This window comes from Haloarcula terrestris (genome assembly GCF_031624315.1).
GTDB classification, from domain to species: Archaea; Halobacteriota; Halobacteria; order Halobacteriales; family Haloarculaceae; genus Haloarcula; species Haloarcula terrestris.
This window is the reverse complement of sequence record NZ_JAMQOM010000004.1, coordinates 246,377-260,808: the sequence shown is the minus strand read 5'-3', so window position 1 is coordinate 260,808 and position 14,432 is coordinate 246,377. Positions and strand designations below refer to the sequence as shown.

16 protein-coding genes and 1 tRNA gene are annotated in these 14,432 nt (G+C 63.8%); 8 read left to right on the top strand and 9 right to left on the bottom strand.

The annotated features are described in order from the left end of the window. Positions 1-57 precede the first annotated feature (57 nt). On the bottom strand, positions 58-657 hold the full coding sequence (locus NDI54_RS11510) for a response regulator (RefSeq protein ID WP_310896587.1): 600 nt from the start codon (positions 655-657) through the stop codon (positions 58-60). A 74-nt stretch (positions 658-731) separates the two neighbouring features. After that, positions 732-1,769: a siroheme decarboxylase subunit beta gene (ahbB, locus tag NDI54_RS11505; protein WP_310896586.1), complete on the bottom strand. Its 1,038-nt coding sequence runs from the start codon at positions 1,767-1,769 to the stop codon at positions 732-734. Between the two features lie 109 nt (positions 1,770-1,878). Here ahbB and NDI54_RS11500 point away from each other — a divergent pair, with 109 nt between their 5' ends. The 5 genes from NDI54_RS11500 to NDI54_RS11480 all read left to right on the top strand — a co-directional run bounded on the left by NDI54_RS11500 (position 1,879) and on the right by NDI54_RS11480 (position 5,895). Further along, positions 1,879-2,964 carry an anthranilate phosphoribosyltransferase gene (locus NDI54_RS11500; RefSeq protein WP_310896585.1) on the top strand — a complete coding sequence of 362 codons (1,086 nt, stop codon included), beginning with the start codon at positions 1,879-1,881 and terminating at the stop codon, positions 2,962-2,964. Positions 2,965-3,022: 58 nt separating this feature from the next. Continuing rightward, positions 3,023-3,955, top strand: a complete 933-nt coding sequence (locus NDI54_RS11495; protein WP_310896584.1) for an alpha/beta fold hydrolase — start codon at positions 3,023-3,025, stop codon at positions 3,953-3,955. Between the two features lie 166 nt (positions 3,956-4,121). Next, on the top strand, positions 4,122-4,670 hold the full coding sequence (locus tag NDI54_RS11490) for a peptidylprolyl isomerase (protein ID WP_310896583.1): 549 nt from the start codon (positions 4,122-4,124) through the stop codon (positions 4,668-4,670). A gap of 40 nt (positions 4,671-4,710) precedes the next feature. Next, complete coding sequence (locus NDI54_RS11485; protein WP_310896582.1) at positions 4,711-5,496, top strand: MOSC domain-containing protein; 786 nt, start codon at positions 4,711-4,713, stop codon at positions 5,494-5,496. Positions 5,497-5,553: 57 nt separating this feature from the next. After that, positions 5,554-5,895: a ferredoxin gene (locus NDI54_RS11480; protein WP_310896581.1), complete on the top strand. Its 342-nt coding sequence runs from the start codon at positions 5,554-5,556 to the stop codon at positions 5,893-5,895. A 30-nt stretch (positions 5,896-5,925) separates the two neighbouring features. Here the strand turns inward: NDI54_RS11480 and NDI54_RS11475 are convergent, their stop codons facing one another. From NDI54_RS11475 to NDI54_RS11455, 5 genes are read right to left on the bottom strand one after another with little or no spacing between them, the layout of a single operon-like run. Then, positions 5,926-7,245 carry an ABC transporter ATP-binding protein gene (locus NDI54_RS11475; protein WP_310896580.1) on the bottom strand — a complete coding sequence of 440 codons (1,320 nt, stop codon included), beginning with the start codon at positions 7,243-7,245 and terminating at the stop codon, positions 5,926-5,928. After that, entirely contained in the window at positions 7,238-8,353 is a 1,116-nt protein-coding gene (locus NDI54_RS11470) for an ABC transporter ATP-binding protein (RefSeq protein ID WP_310896579.1), read from the bottom strand. Before NDI54_RS11470 ends, NDI54_RS11475 begins: the two co-directional genes overlap by 8 nt. A 2-nt stretch (positions 8,354-8,355) precedes the next feature. Beyond that, entirely contained in the window at positions 8,356-9,390 is a 1,035-nt protein-coding gene (locus NDI54_RS11465; RefSeq protein WP_310896578.1) for an ABC transporter permease, read from the bottom strand. A 2-nt stretch (positions 9,391-9,392) separates the two neighbouring features. Beyond that, complete coding sequence (locus tag NDI54_RS11460; protein WP_310896577.1) at positions 9,393-10,391, bottom strand: ABC transporter permease; 999 nt, start codon at positions 10,389-10,391, stop codon at positions 9,393-9,395. 25 nt (positions 10,392-10,416) lie between these two features. Continuing rightward, positions 10,417-12,066 carry an ABC transporter substrate-binding protein gene (locus NDI54_RS11455; RefSeq protein ID WP_310896576.1) on the bottom strand — a complete coding sequence of 550 codons (1,650 nt, stop codon included), beginning with the start codon at positions 12,064-12,066 and terminating at the stop codon, positions 10,417-10,419. 208 nt (positions 12,067-12,274) lie between these two features. Between NDI54_RS11455 and NDI54_RS11450 the strand changes: the two genes are divergently transcribed. Both NDI54_RS11450 and NDI54_RS11445 read left to right on the top strand, forming a co-directional pair. Then, positions 12,275-12,359: transfer RNA gene (locus NDI54_RS11450), tRNA-Leu, on the top strand. A 195-nt stretch (positions 12,360-12,554) separates the two neighbouring features. Further along, the gene (locus tag NDI54_RS11445; protein ID WP_310896575.1) at positions 12,555-13,067 is read left to right on the top strand and encodes a DUF5813 family protein; all 513 of its coding nucleotides are present in this window, start codon (positions 12,555-12,557) and stop codon (positions 13,065-13,067) included. 39 nt (positions 13,068-13,106) lie between these two features. Here the strand turns inward: NDI54_RS11445 and NDI54_RS11440 are convergent, their stop codons facing one another. Then, positions 13,107-13,337 (bottom strand): Lrp/AsnC family transcriptional regulator, encoded by a 231-nt coding sequence (locus NDI54_RS11440; RefSeq protein WP_137682804.1) that lies wholly within the window; start codon positions 13,335-13,337, stop codon positions 13,107-13,109. Positions 13,338-13,339: 2 nt separating this feature from the next. After that, positions 13,340-14,026: a potassium channel family protein gene (locus tag NDI54_RS11435; protein ID WP_310896574.1), complete on the bottom strand. Its 687-nt coding sequence runs from the start codon at positions 14,024-14,026 to the stop codon at positions 13,340-13,342. 140 nt (positions 14,027-14,166) lie between these two features. On the opposite strand from NDI54_RS11435, the gene NDI54_RS11430 reads away from it, so the two are divergent. After that, positions 14,167-14,397: an Lrp/AsnC family transcriptional regulator gene (locus NDI54_RS11430; RefSeq protein ID WP_310896573.1), complete on the top strand. Its 231-nt coding sequence runs from the start codon at positions 14,167-14,169 to the stop codon at positions 14,395-14,397. Positions 14,398-14,432: the final 35 nt, after the last annotated feature.

Here is a 14,432-nt window from a genome sequence, read left to right as displayed (position 1 = left end):
GAATCGGTTAGTGCTTTCGAAAGGGTAGGCGGGTCACCGTGAACCGCACCGAGCCAGTTACGGCCGCGTGTTGTCCGGCATCTCTTCGCCCGTCTCGAAATCCCGGAACAGCATCTCGAAATCCGTGGCGTCGAAGGAGTCAGTGATCTCGTCAAGCTCGTCCCGCACCGCCGATATCTCGGCTTTCAGGTCGGCGAACTCCGCGCTCTCTTCGAGGACGGCCTCCGATTTCGAGGACTCCAGGGCGGCGTATTTCGCCGTGAGAGAGTAACACTCCCGGAGACGCTCCTCGTAGTCGGCGTACAGAATCAACTGCTCGATTGTCTCGAACAGCTCCGCCTTCGACACCGGCTTGATGACGTACTCGTCAAACGGCATCTCGATGATATCGAAGCCGGGATCCACCGCGGTCACCATCGCGACACGGGTCTCGTAGCGTTGCTCGCGGATCGCCGAAAGGACCTCATCGCCGGAGAGGTCCGGCATCCGTCGGTCCAGCAAGACGATATCGATAGCGGAATCTAACGCCGAGAGGGCTTCCTCACCACTGTATGCCGTCTCGACTGCATACCGGTCGCGCAACTGTTCCGCGTACACGTCGGCCACCTCTGGCTCGTCGTCGACCACGAGGATTTTCGCTCGCCGACCCTTTGTCATTATCTAGCACGTTTTAGATAGAATTTCAAAAGGGTTCCGGCCACCGTGCCCGATGACACCCGATTCAACAAGTGCTACTGGCCAACGATATCGTCGTACCGTGCGCCGGTCTGTTTGAGCGTCGCCGTCGAGTACAGGCGGTCGTGATCGTAGGGGAGATGCTCGGTCGCGAGTTCGTCGATTTTCCGGTCAACGGCGGCGGCTTCGCGGCCGTGAATCATCGTAAAGAGGTTGTACGGCCAGTCCTGGTCCGGGCGGCGCGGCCGGTTGTAACAGAGTGTGACGTACGGGAGTTCGCCGACGGCTTCACCACGCTCGTCGAGCGCGTCGTCCGGCACGTCCCAGACGACCATGCAGTTGTTGTCGAACCCGGTGACGATGTGGTTGACGACACAACCGATGCGCTTGATACAGCCGGTTCGCCGGAGCCGATTGATGGCTGCAAGGACTTCAGTCACGTCAGCGTCGACGGCCGCCGCAACCTCTCGGTAGGGTGTCGCGACGAGCGGGAAGCCGCTCTGGATCTCAAGCAGAAGCCGTCGGTCCAGTTCCGAGAGGTCGGCGGCGGCGTCTTCGCTTATCAGAGTCGCGCTGGCGTCAGTCGTCTCCAAACTCTCCCGTGCGAACCGGTCCCCGTTGACGACCGGAAACTCCAGATCGATGTAGTAGTCGGTCAGCATCGGCAAGACGAGTACCGAACAGCCGGTTCGAGCTTCGATGTCGGCCAGAATCTCGTCGCGCCGCTGTCGGGACCCCGCGGTGACGACGAACCACATGTTCCACTCGTGGTCGCGGGCGTAGTTGTGGTTCACCTGCCGGTATCCGTTGATGACTTCGGCCACCTCGTCGAACCGTTCCTCCGGGGCACTGACGGCAGCCAGCGTCGAGGAGCCGATAACAGGCGGGTTCAGAACCGGACCGAACCGACGGAAGATACCGTCATCCCGGAGCGCAGTAACGCGGTCGAGTGCCGTCTCCGCCGAGACTCCCAGCGCGTCACCGACAGCCTCGAACGGGCGTTCCTGAATCGGGAAGTCGCTCTGGAACTCGTCGATGAGCGCGGCATCTACCTCGTCGATCCGCTCGCGCCACTCGCCCGACTGGAGACTCATTGGTTTCGGTTAGGAGTGTAGTCGTGTATCCCTTTCGGGAACCGGGCGTGTTCTCGCAAAATGGGAATGAAGCACAGGGGCTTTTGAACTCGCGCCCGAACGGGTTCGCATGGCACAAGCGACCCGGGAATACGGTGAATGGCCGCTCAAACGACTCATGACGGAAGTCGTCGGCTCCGGACATAAATCGGCCGACGACATGACGCGGACACAGGCCCGGGAAGCGTTCCAGCGCATCCTCGGTGGCGAACCGGACCACACGACGCTTGGCGCGTTCTGGCTCGCCAACCGCTGGAAACGCAACACCCCCGAGGAACTGGGTGGGTACGTCGACGTAATGGCCGAGGAATCGGTCGAGACAGCGACCCCCGAAGCCGACCCGGTCGATTGCGGGGCCAACTACGACGGCAAAGGCCGGTCGGCGATTCTCGGCGTCGGCGCGGGTGTCGTCGCTGCCGCCGCCGGAACACCGGTCGTCGTCCACTCCGGCGACCGCGTCCCGACACAGAAGCAGGACGCCTACAAGCACGTGCTCGACGAACTGGGCGTTCGAACCGAAATCGCACCGGGCGAAAGCGCCGACATGGTCGACGAGGTCGGGTTTGGCTTCTACTACCAGCCGAACTTCAATCCCGGCATCGACGCCCTGTTCGAGCGCCGCGACAACATGGGGGTCCGGACCTTCGTCAACACCGTGGAAACGCTCGCGAACCCGGCCAACGCCAGCGTCCACCTCGGCAGTTTCTACCATCTGGCGTTCGCGAAGAAGATGGTCCGCACGCTCAGCAACGCCGAGACCAGCACCGTCGAACGGGCGCTCTTCTTCCAGGGCATGGAAGGCTACGACGACGTTCGCCCCGGCGAGACGGTCGTCGCCGAGTGGCCCGTCGAGGGCGAAGAGTCCGACGACGAGGACATCGCGGACTTCGAGATCCGCACCGCCGAGTACGGGATGGACATCGAGAGCGAGGACCTGCAGGTGGACGACATCGCCGAAGAGTCGGCGGCGATAACCGAGGCCGTGCTGGCCGGCGACCGCGAGGACGGCTTCGCCGACGCGATTGCGCTCAACGCCGCGCTCCGAATCTACGCCCGCGAGGACGCTGACAGCATCCAGGACGGGCTCGACCAGGCCCGCGACGCGATTGCCGACGGCAGTGCGGCGGACACACTCGCCGAACTCCAGGCCTTCTAATCCGACGACAGAGCCGAGGAGCGGAACCCACTTTTGCCGAGCGGGCCAACGTATCCCGATGGGACGACACGCCAGCGCTCGCGACAGCACTGGGTGGACGGTGCCCGCGTCGGCGACGCCCGGAACCCACGAACTGATCGACACCAACGGACTCAGACTCCACACCGTGACCGCCGGGCCGCCGGACGGCGATCTCGTCGTCCTGTTGCACGGCTTCCCCGAGTTCTGGTACGCCTGGAAACACCAGATACCGGCGCTCACCGATGCCGGTTACCGCGTGGTCGCGCCGGACCTCCGGGGGTACAACCACTCCGACAAACCCGACGGCGTCGCGGCGTACCACATCGACGAATTGGTCGCCGACGTTTCGGGCCTCGTCTCGGCGTTCGACCGCAAGCAGGCGCACATAGTGGGTCACGACTGGGGCGGGCTGATAGCCTGGCAGACCGCCATCGACCGCCCCGCTGTTGTCGACCGGCTGGCGGTGCTGAACGCCCCGCACCCCTCTGCATACGAGCGACACCTCCGCCGCTCGCCCGACCAGCTCCTGCGCTCGTGGTACGTGCTGTACTTTCAGCTCCCGATTCTGCCGGAGACCGGCCTCCGCTGGAACGACTTCGCCCTGCTAGAGCGGATGCTGACGAAGGGATCGACCCGTCCTGACGCCTTCTCCGAGACGGACATCGAGCGGTACAAGCGAGCACTCGGACAGCCGGGTGCGCTCACGGCGGCCATCAACTACTACCGGGCGCTTGCCCGTCGAAATGCGAAGCTAACGCTCACACAGGGCGGCGTCGGGGACCGCCCGGTGGCGGCTCCGACGCTCCTGATCTGGGGCGTGCAGGACGACGCACTGTCGCTTTCGCTGACCGAGGGCCTCGACGAGTGGGTGCCGGACTGTCGGGTCGAACGGCTCCCGGCGGCGAGCCACTGGGTCCAGTTCGACGCGCCCGAGGCGGTATCAGACCATCTGCTGTCACACCTGCCGTAGCCCACAGTGGCGAACAGCCGACACTCCCGTGCGCGTGGCGGCGTGTCGGACACCCGCTAGACGCCACGCGGTCGCTGGTCAGGACACGGCGGGCGTGATCCGGTGCTGGTATATGGACCTTCGGTCAGTAAGCAGGCTTTTCTGCCGGGCTTCCCTCCGACCGAGTATGAGCGACCTGACTGCGACCCTCCACACGACAGAGGGCGAAATCGAAGTCGAACTGTACGACGAGCACGTGCCGACCACTGTCGAGAACTTCGTCGGCCTGGCCGAGGGAGCCGACGACTACGACGGGACCGAGGTCGGCCCGGGGACCGGCGCGTGGGAAGACCCCGACTCCAGCGAGAAGCGCATCGACCCGCTGTACACCGACATCGACATCCACCGCATCATCGAGGACTTCATGATCCAGATGGGCGATCCGACCGGCACCGGCCGCGGCGGCCCCGGCTACTCCTTCGACGACGAGTTCCACGACGACCTCAGCCACGACGGGCCGGGCGTCCTCAGCATGGCCAACAGCGGCCCCAACACCAACGGCTCGCAGTTCTTCATCACCCTCGACGCCCAGCCCCACCTCGACGGCAAACACGCCGTCTTCGGGAAGGTCATCGACGGGATGGAGGTCGTCGAGTCCATCGGCAACGTCGACACCGACCGCAACGATGCGCCGACCGAAGAGATGCTGCTCGAATCCGTCGAGATTCACCGGTAACCACGCAACGTTTTCGTCGTTCCGTCCGTGCCACCCGACAGTGGCACACGTCGAGCGACTCACCGTCTACCCCGTCAAGGCACTGGACGGCACGGACTGCGAATCGGTATCAATCCTCACCGGCGGTACGCTGGCCCACGACCGCGAGTTCGCCATGTTCGACGCCGACGGCGACGTGGTCAACGGAAAGCGGACCGACCGCATCCACGACATCGACACCGACTACGATCCCGAAACAGGGACGCTATCGGTCACCACCGACGACGACAGCGCGTCGTTTGAACTCCGGGGCGAGCGCGGCCGTTCACTGGCAGCCGACTGGCTCAGCGCGTTTTTCGACGTGGACCTGACCGTCGAGCGCGACGAGACGCTGGGCTACGTGGATCGGCGAGAGATGGGACCGTCGGTTATCAGCACCGCGACGCTCGAAACCGTGTCGTCGTGGTTCGACGGCGTGACCGTCGACGGACTGCGACGGCGACTCCGCGCGAACGTCGAAATCGGTGGGGTCCCGGCGTTCTGGGAGGACCGCTTCGTCGGCGTGGACGCCCCCGCCTTCCGAGTCGGCGGCGTTCGCTTCGAAGGGGTGACCCCCTGCGGTCGCTGTGTGGTCCCACAGCGCGACCCAGACACCGGCGAGCAGACCCCCGAGTTCCGTGAGCGGTTCATCGAACGCCGCCGGGAGACGTTCCCGGAGTGGGCCGACCGGGACGCCTTCGACCACTTCTACACGCTGATGCTCATCGCTCGCGTTCCCGAGGCCGACCGCGGCGCGGACCTCGCCGTCGGGGACTCCGTCGAAATCGTGTCGGCGGCCGAGACGTAACGGGCGAATCTCGGGGAGACCGACAATCGAAAGGCGGTCCGTCTCGAACTGGAACCAATGGCAGACGCGGACGACACCGTCGACCCGAGTGAGTTCGGCGAACAGGACGGCCCCCCAGTCGAGGAAAAGCCCTACAAGATCATCTTCGAGGCCAACAAGTGCTTCGGCGCAGGCAAGTGCGCCGAGAAGTCGCGCAACTGGACGCTCGATCTGGACACCGGCATCGCCAAGCCCGATGCCTACTTCATCGGCGAGGAGGACCTCGACCACAACGTCGCGGCCGCGGAAGCCTGTCCGGCAAAGAAGGACCGCGGCATCATCCACGTCATCGACCGGCGAACGAACGAGGAAATCGCCCCCGACCCCAACGGCGACGGGACGCTCTCGGTCGACTGGTAGCGACTGCCCGGAATCGGTACACGGCCCGGGTCAGTCCTGCCCGTCCCGACAGAGGTGGCAGGCGACCGTATGGCGGTCGGTCCCGTACTCCGGGCCGACCTCGTAATCCGGCTCTTCTCGTGCGCAGATACTCTGTTCCGCAAATCCCTCACGAAGTCGCTCCGTTGCTGTCTCCCAGTCCTCGGCGGCGATATCAGTGAGTGCTGCCGAGAGTCGGTCGCCGGCACCACCGGCTGGAAAGTCCCCGTCGAAGAACCGCTGCCGGATCGCGTCCGGATCCGTCTCGGTGAAGTCGCGGCGCTTGACGTGGCGCATGAACGACCGCACGCGCTCCCACTCCTCGTCGCTCAGGTCGTACTCCGCCGGCGCGATGAGCTTCGGACAGCGGGTGCGGAACCGACAGCCCGACGGCGGGTCGATGGGCGAGGGAACGTCGCCTTCCAGCACGGCGCGGTGACCGTCGGCCCGCGGGTCCGGCACGGGAATCGAATCCAGGAGGGCCTGCGTGTACGGATGGGTCGGATTCTCGAACAGCTCCCGCTTGTCGGCCAGTTCGACCAGTTGCCCCAGATACATCACCGCTACGCGGTCGGAGATGTGCCTGATGACCGAGAGGTCGTGGGCGATGAACAGGTAGGTGAGACCGAACTCCGCCTGCAGTTCGCGCATCGTGTTCAGGACCTGTGCCTGTATCGACACGTCCAGCGCGCTGACCGGTTCGTCACAGACGATGAAGTCGGGGTTGACCGACAGCGCCCGGGCGAGGTTGATGCGCTGGCGCTGCCCGCCGGAGAAGGCGTGAGGATAGCGGTTGTAGTGCTGTGGGTCCAGGCCGACCTTCTCCAGCAGTTCCTGGGCTCGGGCGGCCCGGCCCTCGCTGTCTAACATTCCGTGGGCCTGCATCGGTTCCTCGACGATTTTCCCGACTTTCATGCGGGGGTCCAGCGACGACTGGGGGTCCTGGAAGATCATCTGGATGTCCTTGCGTGTGTTCCGGAGCCGCTCGCCGGAGAGGTCAGCGAGGTCGGTCCCCTTGAAGTAGATGCTCCCCTCGGTTGGCTCCAGCAGTCGGAGAATCGTCCGAGCGAGCGTACTCTTGCCACAGCCGGACTCCCCGACCAGCCCTAGCGTCTCTCCCTTGCGGATAGTGAAGGAGACATCTTCGACGGCTCTGACCCATTCGCGGCCGGTTTCGATGGGGAAACCGTCGGCGTCGCGGTCGAAGGAGAGCCAGGAGAACAGCCCCTCGTCGTTCGCGAAGTACTTGCTGACGTTCTGTACCTCCACGAGGGGGTCGCCGAAGCCGACAGTGTCCGTGCCGTCGGACACCGAGCTAGCGCGTTCAGTCATCGGTCTCACCCCCCGACAGGGACACGTCGAACCCGCCGCCGCCTCCGGTTTCAAGCGGCGGCGACCCCTCGTAGGTCGTCCCGAACGCGTCGTGTTTGATACAGGCGGCCCGGTGTTCCGGGACACCGTCGGTGACGGCTCGGCAGTCAGGGTTCGTCGTCTTGCAGGCCTCGCGAGCGTCCGGACAGCGCGTGTGGAACCGACAGCCCGCTGGCGGATTTATCGCCTCCGGCATCACCCCCGTGATGGGGTTGAGTTCCTCGACCGTCTCGTCGGGCCGCGGGATGGAATCGAGGAGGGCTTCGGTGTAGGGGTGTTGCGTGTCGTAGAACAGGTCGTCGACGGGGGCCTGCTCGACGATTTCGCCGAGGTACATCACGTTCACCCGGTCACAGATTTCGGCGACGACCCCCATGTCGTGGGTTACCCAGACGAAACTGGTGCCGTAGCGCTCCTGGAGGTCCTCGACGAGGTCGAGAATCTGGGCCTCAACAGTCACGTCGAGCGCCGTCGTCGGTTCGTCGGCGATGATGAGCGACGGCTCGCAGGCCAGCGCCATCGCGATGAGCACGCGCTGGCGCATCCCGCCGGAGAACTGGTGGGGGTAGTCGTCGTACCGGGCCTCGGCTTCGGGAATACCGACCTCGCGGAGCATCTGTACCGCCGTTTCTCGGGCTTCCGGCTCTGAGAGGTCGCGATTGAGTTCGATGAACTCCCGGAGCTGGCCGCCGACGGTGAACACCGGATTGAGCGACTCCATCGGGTCCTGGAAGATAATCGCGATCTCCCGACCGCGGATCCGCTCACGGAGTTCGCCGTCCGGTATCGTCGCATCAGTGCGGTACGGCTCGCCGTCGTCGTCGCGTTCCACTTCGATAAGCGTCTCGCCTTTGAACTCGATGCGGCCGCCGACAATCCGGCCCGGCGATTCGACCAGCCGCATGATCGCCGAGACGGCGACGCTCTTGCCGGCACCGGATTCGCCGACCAGGCCGACCAGTTCGCCCTCGCGAACGTCGAAACTGATGCCATCGACGGCCTGGACGACGCCGTCTTCGGTGAAAAACTGAACTTGGAGGTCGTCAACGCGGAGGAGTGGGGCAGACATGGTTAGTTGTTGAGTCGGGGGTCGAGCGCGTCTCTGAGGCCGTCACCGAACATGTTGAACGCGACCACCGTGATGAGGATGCACATTCCGGGCCAGACGCTGAACCACGGGTTCTGAATCATGTAGTTGCGTGAGACCGACAGCATCTGTCCCCACGACGGGGTCGGCGGCTGGATGCCAAATCCGAGGAACGAGAGGCCGGCGATGATGATGATGGCCGTCCCGACCTGCAGCGTCGCCTGGACGAGCACCGGCGCGAAACTGTTCGGGATGACGTGCCGGAGAATGATGTTCCGGTCGCGGACACCGGCGGCCTTCGCCGCCTCGACGTACTCGTCCTCGCGCACACTGACGACGCGCGAACGGATGAGGCGCGCGAATTTCGGTATCGACGCGACGCCGACGCCGACCATCGCGAAGGTGATGCTCCGGCCGAAGGCGGCGATGAACGCGAGCACCAGAACAAGGAAGGGGATCGCGTACAGGGTCTCGGCGAGACGCATCAACACGTCGTCGGTCCAGCCGCCGTAGTAGCCCGACACGGCCCCGATGACCATGCCGCCGACAAGGCCGATAGTAGTCGCCAGCACGCCGACCAGTATCGCGATGCGAGTCCCGTAGATCAGGCGAAGCAGGATGTCACGGCCGCGGTCGTCGGTCCCGAGTGGATGCGCCCAGGTCCCCTGACCGAACGTGTTCTCCATGCCGACGGGCGGCAACAGCGTCGGCGTCCCGGCCGGTTCCGCGGTCGGGCTCATCCACAGCGTCTTGGCGAGCCAGTACTTCTCGACGCCGAACTGGGCGAATACCTGATACTGGGCCAGATACTCGAAGACGACGGCGTCGATAGTCGTCACCACCGCGACGACGGAGGCGACGGCGATGACGACGAATCCGGCGAAGGCTGTCGGGTCTTTCCGAACCTGAGCGAGCGTGTAGCGCCAGCCCACGCGGGCCTCGACTGCGTCTTCCGACTCGTCGAAGTCCTCAACCGATTCGCCACCTAACGTCTCCGAATCCGAATGTGTCGTAGCCATAGTTACTCCTGATCACCGTATGAGACCCGTGGATCGATGTACGCGTAGGAGATGTCGGTGATGATGACGCCGACGACGAACACGAGCGCGAACACGAACGTCGTCCCCATCACCACCGGAAAGTCCTGTCGAGAGATGGAGCTGACGATGAGTCGCCCCATCCCGTTGATTTCGAACACTGTCTCGGTTAGCACCGCGCCGCCGATCGCGGTCGTTAACTGCAGCCCAATGATGGTGATGACCGGCAACTGTGCGTTCCGGAAGGCGTGTTTCCGGAGAATCGTCCGCTCCGTGACGCCGTAGGCACGCGCAAGACGGACGTAGTCGTCGGACAGCACCTCTAGCATCGACGACCGCTCGATGCGCGTTATCGCCGCCATCTGGAGCGTCCCGAGCGACAACATCGGGAGCAGGAGGTGGGCACCAGCGACGTAGAGCACGCCGAGACGGGTACTCGCGCCGCTGACGGTCGACGGATGCGCCCACGGCATGATGAGATTCGTCGCCGGTAACACGCCGAGGTTGTACGAGAACAGGATGATAAGCACCAGCCCGATCCAGAACGACGGCGTGCTCACGCCGACGAGCGAGACGATGCGGGTGACGTGGTCGGTCGGTTTGTTCCGACGCTTGGCCGAGATGACCCCGAGCGGGACCGCCGTCGCAATCGCGAAGGCGAAACTCGACACCATCAGCAGTAACGTCTGGGGGAGCCGCTGGGCGATTTTCGTCGTGACCGGCGCGTCGTAGTAGATGCTCCGGCCCATATCGAGTTGTACCAGGTTGACCAGGTACTTCCAGAAGCGGACGTGCAGCGGCTGGTTGAGGCCGTACTTGGCCTTGAGCGTCTCGACGGCCGCCTGGTTCGGCGACGGGCCGAGCATGATCTCGACGGGGTTGCCCGGCGCGGCGTTGATAAGCGTGAACGTGATGGCGACGACACCGAGGAGTACGGGAACCGCCTGGACGACCCGCCTCCCTGAATAGCGTAAGAGGCCCATATATAATCAAGATGGAATGACCCGCCTACTGGACGGAGGTGTTGTTGAACTCGCTGACGAGCGAGAACTGGTCTATCGGGTGGGCCTTGAAGTCCTGCACTCGGTTGCGAACACCGAAGCTGTTTTTCAGCGTGTACGACGGGATATGCGGCCGGTCCTGCATGAGCGTCTCCACCGCAGAAATGTACAGCTCGCGGCGCGTCTCGCGGTCGGTCTCCTGGCGGGCGTCCATGATAGCCGAGTCGACCTCGTCGTTGCGGTAGTACGTCCCGTTGGTGACGCCGATCTGTTCCTGGGAGAACAGGAAGTACATGAACGTATCTGGGTCTGGTGATCCGGACCAGCCCAGCGTGTACATGTTGTAGTCGTCGGCGCTCCCGGAGACGTACTGGTCGAGGAACGCACCCCAGTCCAGTCGCTGGACGGAGGCGTCGTAGCCGGCCTCGCTGAGCCCGTTTGCGACGGAGGTACCGATCTGCTCGCGCTTCTCGTCCGGCGGGACGATGATGCGGGCCTCCCAGTCGCTGGGGACGTTGTCGTTGTCGTCGAGCATCGATTTCGCCTGGTCGATGTCTTGCTCGTGGGTGATTTCGCTCCAGTCCTCTTGTGGGAAGTCCCAGGCTTCGGCGAGCGTCTTGGGAATCGGCGAGACCGCACGGACGCCGGAGGGGTCGACAAACCGTTCAACAGCCGTCTGCATGGAGAAGGCGTAGTCGATGGCCTCCCGGACCTCGGGGTCTGCGGTCGGGCCTTCGTTGCAGTTGAACGCGAGGTAGAAGTAGCTCATCCCGAGGGCGGATGCGATGCTCGCGCTGTCCATCCCCTCGACCGTGCCCCAGGACTTCGGTGGGATGGTCTTCACGACATCGTTCTTCCCGTTTTTGAGCGTCGTGATGCGGGTCGTGGGTTCCTCGACGGGAACGAACTCAAGCGTCGAGATGTTCGGCATCGGGTCGTCCCAGTAGTCGTCCCACCGGGAGAGCACCACGGACTCGCCTTCGGTCCAGTTCTCCAGCGTGAACGGGCCGGAGCCGACGGGGTCCTCCTTGTTGAACGCCTCGCGGTCCTCCGTCCGGACACTCTTGGGGACGATGTTGCGGTTCGTGTAGTACTTGAACGCGCCGAACTGGTACTTGAGGTCGAACTGCACCGTCGCCTCGTCGACGGCGGTTATCGAGTCGATCATGTTGACCTCGCCGGCGTTTTCGGTCTCCTCCTCGACCGGCGCGAGGAACGTGTGTTTCACGTCCTCCGCGGTAACGGTGTCGCCGTTGTGGAACGTCACGTCAGTGTTTAGCGGGACGATCCATCGCTGGCCGTCCCGCTCGACCGTCGGCATCTCCGCCGCGACTTTTGGCTGTAGCTCGGTCCCGTCCTCGTTGTACACATACAGCGGGTCGAAGATCATCATTGCCACTTCGAGCGACGGGACATCGTTGAGAACGACGGGGTCGAACTCCACCGGCGATTTCGCCTGTGCGAGACGGAGTCGCGAGCCACCACTCTCGCCGTCGCCACCGCCGCCGTCCGCTCCAGTCTGGCTGCCACCACCATCTCCGCCGTCGGTCGGTCCCTGACAGCCAGCGAGGAGGGTGGCCGCACTACCGCCTGCGAGCGCTCGTAGCAGTTGTCGTCGCGATACGTCGGATCGGTTGGGGGACTCAGGTAGCGCCATGCTAACGCAACACACCGATATCGTGAAGGCTTGTTGTAATAAATGGATGGGTTGTTTCCTGGTAATAGTATCACAAAACCTGATGTAGAAGGGTTATATTCCGTCGAAAACAGCAGTCTGAGTTATATCGGTGACGTGCCAAATTTGCCAGAGTTATCACGGGCATATCGAAAGGACCATTCATCAGCCCCCGCAGAGTTCAATCTGCGCGAGGGTAGCCGAGCTTGGCCAAAGGCGGTGGGCTTAAGACCCGCTCCCGTAGGGGTCCGTGGGTTCGAATCCCATCCCTCGCATTCTGTTGCGAACAATCCGTGAGCAACGAATGTCGTCGTGGGATTCGAACGACGCAAACGCGAGCAATGCGGACGGGTACGTCCCAGATGTGGCAAAAGTGTGTGGGCCACAAATTCGGGGGCAATATTCGGCGAATGGGATTCGAGCGCCCCGACGCGATGCGCTTTTGCACGTCTACGGCCTATACCGGCCTAATGACTGACGTGCCAGACGAGGTTGCCGAGGCGTTTGACCGACACGACGCGCTCGTTCCGGCCGGGGACAGCTACGCCGTCGAGACGACGAACTTCGACGGTCGCGTGACCGCGACCGAGGGCGAGGAGTGGCGGACGAACTACGAGGTCACGGTCAGCGCGCCGTCGCTACAGGCCGCGACGAGCGACGAGGTCGGTGATGCTGTCCTCGACGGCTGGTTCGAAACGCTAGAGCGGCGGCTTGAGGACGCCCCGAAAGCGACCCGGACGGCCGTCGAACTGGACGATTACGGTGTCGTCGAGGACGGCGAGCAGGTCGTGGTCACGTTCGAGTACACGATGGGCGGTGAACGGCAAGCCGCGGACGTTGCCAAGACCTTCGTCGAGTACGTCGAAGGGACCTACGTCGAGGGTGTCATCCCCGGCTACGACTACGTCGGCGTCGTGGCCGACCTACTCGATTCGGCGAGTACCGGCGGAAGCGACGGGACCCGCGGCGGGACGCCGCTGTAGCTGTTCGGGTCCGAGAACGGAGAACCGCGGCCCTGCCGTTCAGTCCATCGCGATATACGTCTGTGTGGTTTCGACGCCCTGAATCTCCTGGATGTGCGTCGCCGCAACGTCCTTGACTTCGGCGGGCGTCTCGACCTCGACCTTGGCGATGAAGTCGACATCGCCGGCGACGATGTGGGCCTCGACGACGCCGTCGACGGCTTCGATATCGTCTTTCAGCCGGTCCGCGTCACCAGTGTGGGCTTTGACCATCACGTAGGCAATGACCATGTTCAGGCACCTCCGAGCGCGGTCGCACGACCTGATTCGCCGACGACGATGCTGCGAACATCGGAGAGCGTCCCGAAGTCCGCGAGTATCACGACCCGGTCGCCGGCCTCAAGCGTTTCATCGGGGTTAGGGATGGCGAGCGGGGCCTCACCTTTCCCGTGTGCCATCAGCCGAGAGTTGGACGGGAGTTCGAGTTCCGACAGCGAGTATCCCTCCATCGGTGATTGGGCCTGAATCGTGAACTCCACGAGCTGGAGGTTCTGTGCGATGTCGGCGACCGCACGGATGTTCCCGCCCAGCAGCGCGTTCTTTGCGGCGATAGCACCCAGCCGTTCCGGGTAGATTACCTCGTCAACATCGGAGGCGTAGCGTCGGTAGATCTCCTCGCGGTAGTCCTCGTCGATTCGCATGACGGTTCGACAACCGTGTTCCTTGGCGATCATACAGGCAACGAAGTTGTCGTTCAGGTCGCCGGTGAGCGCACCGAGCGCGTCGGCGGCTTCGAGGTCGGCACCGCCGAGTGTCTCCTCGATAGCGCCGTCGCCCGCGATCACTTCGAAACCGGCAGTCCGTGCGCGCTCGACTGCGCTCGCATCGCGCTCGATGAGGACAACTTCGTGGCCGCTCTCTTGCAGGACGCGAGCCGTCCGCAATCCGACACGGCCTGCACCCACGATAACGAATCGCATACACGCCCCTATGGGACCGGGGTGAATAAAAGTACCCACCCGCAGGAACCACCGGACGCCTTGATCGTGCTATCGAACAACAGGTCTGTTGTTTACTCGTGGCAGAAACCTTTTCGTGTTATGATACAACATACCATAGTATGGTCAACGCGTTCATTATGGTCAAGACGGCCGCGGGCAAATCCGAAGACCTCCTCGCGGCAGTCCGTGACGCCGAGGGCATCACCGAGGCACACATCGTCGCCGGCCAATACGACATCATCGCCGAGGCGACGGGTGCGGAAGTGTACGACATCATGCAGTCCGTCGCGAACCGGGTTCGGGGCCTCGACGGCGTCGCCGATACGCGGACGTACATTTGTCTGGAGTAGCGTCCGCCTGGCGCGTTTCGACACGGCAAAGGGAC

Excerpts from the sequence above, each read along its gene's own strand:
- NDI54_RS11510 (WP_310896587.1), bottom strand. The coding sequence starts at position 657 with ATGACAAAGGGTCGGCGAGCGAAAATCCTCGTGGTCGACGACGAGCCA.
- ahbB (WP_310896586.1), bottom strand. The coding sequence starts at position 1,769 with ATGAGTCTCCAGTCGGGCGAGTGGCGCGAGCGGATCGACGAGGTAGAT.
- NDI54_RS11500 (WP_310896585.1), top strand. The coding sequence starts at position 1,879 with ATGGCACAAGCGACCCGGGAATACGGTGAATGGCCGCTCAAACGACTC.
- NDI54_RS11495 (WP_310896584.1), top strand. The coding sequence starts at position 3,023 with ATGGGACGACACGCCAGCGCTCGCGACAGCACTGGGTGGACGGTGCCC.
- NDI54_RS11490 (WP_310896583.1), top strand. The coding sequence starts at position 4,122 with ATGAGCGACCTGACTGCGACCCTCCACACGACAGAGGGCGAAATCGAA.
- NDI54_RS11480 (WP_310896581.1), top strand. The coding sequence starts at position 5,554 with ATGGCAGACGCGGACGACACCGTCGACCCGAGTGAGTTCGGCGAACAG.
- NDI54_RS11475 (WP_310896580.1), bottom strand. The coding sequence starts at position 7,245 with ATGACTGAACGCGCTAGCTCGGTGTCCGACGGCACGGACACTGTCGGC.
- NDI54_RS11470 (WP_310896579.1), bottom strand. The coding sequence starts at position 8,353 with ATGTCTGCCCCACTCCTCCGCGTTGACGACCTCCAAGTTCAGTTTTTC.
- NDI54_RS11465 (WP_310896578.1), bottom strand. The coding sequence starts at position 9,390 with ATGGCTACGACACATTCGGATTCGGAGACGTTAGGTGGCGAATCGGTT.
- NDI54_RS11460 (WP_310896577.1), bottom strand. The coding sequence starts at position 10,391 with ATGGGCCTCTTACGCTATTCAGGGAGGCGGGTCGTCCAGGCGGTTCCC.
- NDI54_RS11455 (WP_310896576.1), bottom strand. The coding sequence starts at position 12,066 with ATGGCGCTACCTGAGTCCCCCAACCGATCCGACGTATCGCGACGACAA.
- NDI54_RS11445 (WP_310896575.1), top strand. The coding sequence starts at position 12,555 with ATGACTGACGTGCCAGACGAGGTTGCCGAGGCGTTTGACCGACACGAC.
- NDI54_RS11440 (WP_137682804.1), bottom strand. The coding sequence starts at position 13,337 with ATGGTCATTGCCTACGTGATGGTCAAAGCCCACACTGGTGACGCGGAC.
- NDI54_RS11435 (WP_310896574.1), bottom strand. The coding sequence starts at position 14,026 with ATGCGATTCGTTATCGTGGGTGCAGGCCGTGTCGGATTGCGGACGGCT.
- NDI54_RS11430 (WP_310896573.1), top strand. The coding sequence starts at position 14,167 with ATGGTCAACGCGTTCATTATGGTCAAGACGGCCGCGGGCAAATCCGAA.